At 59.0% G+C, this 3613-nt stretch carries 4 protein-coding genes; all 4 read right to left on the minus strand.

What is annotated here, in order from left to right; translation table 11 throughout:
- Nucleotides 1–368, minus strand: a 368-nt coding sequence (gene ilvN / locus RMO81_RS10015) for an acetolactate synthase small subunit (protein WP_310475708.1), incomplete at its 3' end; no start/stop codon positions are given.
- A complete protein-coding gene (locus RMO81_RS10020) occupies nt 365–949 on the minus strand; it encodes a hypothetical protein (protein WP_310475709.1) in 585 nt (194 codons plus the stop codon). The genes ilvN and RMO81_RS10020, both read right to left, overlap by 4 nt.
- Nucleotides 949–2712: an acetolactate synthase 3 large subunit gene (locus tag RMO81_RS10025; protein WP_310475711.1), complete on the minus strand. Its 1764-nt coding sequence runs from the start codon at nt 2710–2712 to the stop codon at nt 949–951. The genes RMO81_RS10020 and RMO81_RS10025 overlap by 1 nt, the downstream gene beginning before the upstream one ends.
- 220 nt (nt 2713–2932) lie before the next feature.
- Nucleotides 2933–3613 (minus strand): PEPxxWA-CTERM sorting domain-containing protein (locus RMO81_RS10030; RefSeq protein ID WP_310475710.1); only part of this gene is annotated, 681 nt, incomplete at its 5' end.

Genomic DNA, 3613 nt, shown 5'->3' on the forward strand with positions numbered 1-3613 from the left:
GTATCCACCGGCCGGGCGCGGAAAATATCGGCCAATCGCAGCGCTTCCACGCGCTTGTCGCCCACGCCGGCCACCTTCACCAGCGCCATCTCGCGCTCCACGTGCGGGCCCCAATCGGTCAGGTCGACCACCTTGTGCACCGGCACCAGCCGATCAAGCTGCGCCATGATCTGGTCGATCACCGGCGGCGGACCGTTGGTGACAACGGTGATGCGGGACACGGCATGATCGTCCGACACGTCGGCCACTGTCAGGCTCTCGATATTGTAACCGCGCGCCGAAAACAGCCCGACGATGCGGGCCAGCACGCCGGCTTCGTTGTCGACGAGGATCGACAGCGTGTGCCGTTCAGAGGGGAGATGTTTCATGCCAATAACTCGATCCGGTGAAACCGGAACTTCGTTGGATCAAACAATCCTCGCTCTTCCAAGTCGCACATTTCATTAATCAACTCTCGGCCCTTTGAGAACGAGGTATCTCCTTGAAAATACTCAAAGACACTTGCCATCAACTCTCTACCGTCTCCCTTCAGGTAGTCAGGGTTGCGGTTGAGAAAGAAGGATGAAAAGTATGACATCTTCCATGTATTTGCTCCATATATACGGTGATAATCATAGCAAGCAAAAAATATTGTATACTCTACAATAGAAGCGTCAAATCTCGTAAATCCATCATCCTTTCCAGAGTGCTTAAAGAAATAGAATGATGACTTCATATAGCGGCGGAATTCAACAAGATGTTCGGGACGAATTCGCTCCTCCATTCCTCTCATTGAAGTTCTAACTTCGCCCTCATCTGCATCTGCTCGCATCACTTCAAGTGCTGCCCAGGCCAGCGTGTGAGCGCCGATCAGGTTCCGCGAACGAAAAAACAGCTCGATTGCCGCATCAATGTGAGCCGATGCGACAGAAAACTTGTCCAATAGAGCCTCGTTGAACTCGCCCTTCATCACACCAGCGCCTTCGCATCATCATCGGCCTCGCCGCGCTCGTCAGCCGCACTCAGGATCATGTCCGTATGCGACGCGCCCGACGGGATCATTGGGAAGCAGTTGGCGAGCTTGGCCACCCGGCAATCGACCATCACCGGGCCGGGGTGATCGAGCATGGCTTGGATGCCGGCATCAAGATCATCCGGCCCTTCAATGGTGATGCCCTTCCAGCCATAGGCCTCCGCCAGTTTCACGAAATCGGGCAGACTGTCAGAGTAGCTTTCTGAATAGCGCCCACCGTGGTTCAGTTCCTGCCACTGGCGGACCATGCCCATATATTCATTGTTGATGATGAACACCTTCACCGGCAGGCGATATTGCGTCGCCGTACCCAGTTCCTGGATGTTCATCTGGATGCTGGCTTCGCCGGCGATATCGATCACCAGCGCGCCCGGAAACGCCAGTTGCGCGCCGATGGCGGCCGGCAGGCCGTAGCCCATGGTGCCGAGCCCGCCGCTGGTCAGCCACTTGTTCGGCTCGTGGAAGCCGAAATGCTGCGCCGCCCACATCTGGTGCTGGCCAACTTCGGTGGAGATGATCGGCTTCTTGGCGCGTGTCATCTCGTACAGGCGCTGGATCGCCTTCTGCGGCAGCAGCGCCTCACCCTTCTGCTCGAATCCGAACGAATTGCGGCTGCGCCAGCCCTTGATCTGCTCCCACCACGCCTTTTGATCGGCGGCGCGATGCCCCAAATTACCACGACCTTTGGCGCGCCAGACCTTGAGCATGTCTTCCATCACGCTGCCAACGTCGCCCTGAATGGTCAGATCAACCCGCACCGTCTTGTTGAAGCTGGAACGATCAATATCGACATGAATCTTGCGGCTGTGCGGCGAAAACGCATCCAGCCGGCCCGTCACCCGATCATCGAACCGCGCGCCAAGGCAGACCATCAGGTCGCACTTGTTCATCGCCATATTGGCTTCGTAGCTGCCGTGCATGCCCAGCATGCCAAGGAACTGCGGGTGATCATCGGGCAGCGTGCCCAGGCCCATCAGCGTGCTCGTCACCGGCGCGCCGGTCAGCTTGGCCAGGTCGCGCAACAACTGGCTGGCCACCGGGCCGGAGTTTACGATGCCGCCGCCGGTATACAGGATCGGGCGCTCAGCTGCGGCCAGCATGTCCACAGCCGCTTCGATGGCCGCCAGATCGCCCTTCACTTGCGGCTTGTAAGTCTTGTGGCTGATCGTGCCCGGCTTGGTGTAACGCGCCTTGAAAATCTGCACATCCTTGGGGATATCGATCACCACCGGGCCGGGGCGGCCGGAACGGGCGATATAGAAAGCCTCGTGCAGCACGGCCCCCAGCTTGGCCGTCTCCTTCACCAGATAATTATGCTTGGAACAGTGGCGCGTGATGCCAACCGTGTCGCATTCCTGAAAGGCATCGGTGCCGATCAGATGCGTCGGCACCTGGCCGGTGAGCACCACCAGCGGCACCGAGTCCATCAGCGCGTCGGTGATGCCGGTGACGGCATTGGTGGCACCGGGACCAGAAGTGACCAGCACGACACCAACCTTGCCGCTGCTGCGCGCATAACCTTCGGCGGCGTGCACGGCGGCCTGTTCGTGGCGCACGAGGATGTGGCGGATGCGGCTTTGTTGAAACAGCGCATCATAAATCGGCAGCACAGCGCCGCCGGGGTAACCAAACACCACCTCCACCCCCAGATCACTGAGGGCCTGCACAACGATGTTGGCGCCGGTCATCTCCGTGCCCATGCTCATATCCCACGCGAAATCCGCCGCGAACCAGCGACTGGCTGCTGTTATGGGAAGGAAAATGGCAGGTCAACCGCTTTTTGCGTAATTAAAATACGAAATATATCATTTTAGCGCAATTCTAGAATTTCCTGCCCGCAGGCGGCCACAAAGAATGGGGCCAACCGCCATCGCAGCTGGCCCCACGGGCAAACTTGAACATGTTCGTCTGATGCCGATATCAGGCGGAAACGGCCGCCTTGCGACGACGGGCAACCGCGCCAACCAGGCCAAAGCCCAGCAGCAGCAGCATCCAGTTCGACGGTTCGGGGATCGCGGCCGGATTGCCCCCGATGATAATATCCGCGGGATCGGTGGTCCGGATGGCAAAGGCGCGGTCGATCACAACGTCTTTCGACGGGTTCCGGTTTGTATTGAACACAAAAGCCGTCTGGTAATGACCAGCCTGGGTGATCTGGCCAACCGCAGAAACGGCTCGCCAGGTCCGGCCAGTCAGGCCCGTCGTGATCGCGCTTACCGCCACAGGTGCGCCAACGATGGTCGCGTTGAAGCTGGCGTTGCCGACGTTGGCCAAGCCGTTGTTGGGCAAGAAGAAGCTGAAGCCAATGCGATAGTTGCCCACCGGCAGATAGGTCAGCTGCGAGATGGTTTCGTTGGCCGAAAAATCGCCGACGAAATAGGCGGCCTTGGTGCCAGCGGCATCAGGGCTGAACGAGATCGCGTTATCGGGGAACACGCGTTCACCAAAAGCGCCGGTCGGATAGGCCGCGGCGCTGTTGTAATTGATGATGGTGGCCGGCGCGTTGGTCGGCACGTTGGACTTTGTCCATCGCAGGAACCCACCGGTGCCAGCATTGCCGGCTTCGAAGCTGCCGTTCTTGATGAGGTTGGTCACCGCGGC

This window comes from Sandarakinorhabdus sp. (assembly GCF_031422795.1).
GTDB lineage: Bacteria > Pseudomonadota > Alphaproteobacteria > Sphingomonadales > Sphingomonadaceae > Sandarakinorhabdus.

What these genes read in the sequence shown, in the direction of transcription:
- RMO81_RS10025 (WP_310475711.1), bottom strand. Translation starts at nt 2,712, where the DNA reads ATGGGCACGGAGATGACCGGCGCCAACATCGTTGTGCAGGCCCTCAGT.
- RMO81_RS10020 (WP_310475709.1), bottom strand. Translation starts at nt 949, where the DNA reads ATGAAGGGCGAGTTCAACGAGGCTCTATTGGACAAGTTTTCTGTCGCA.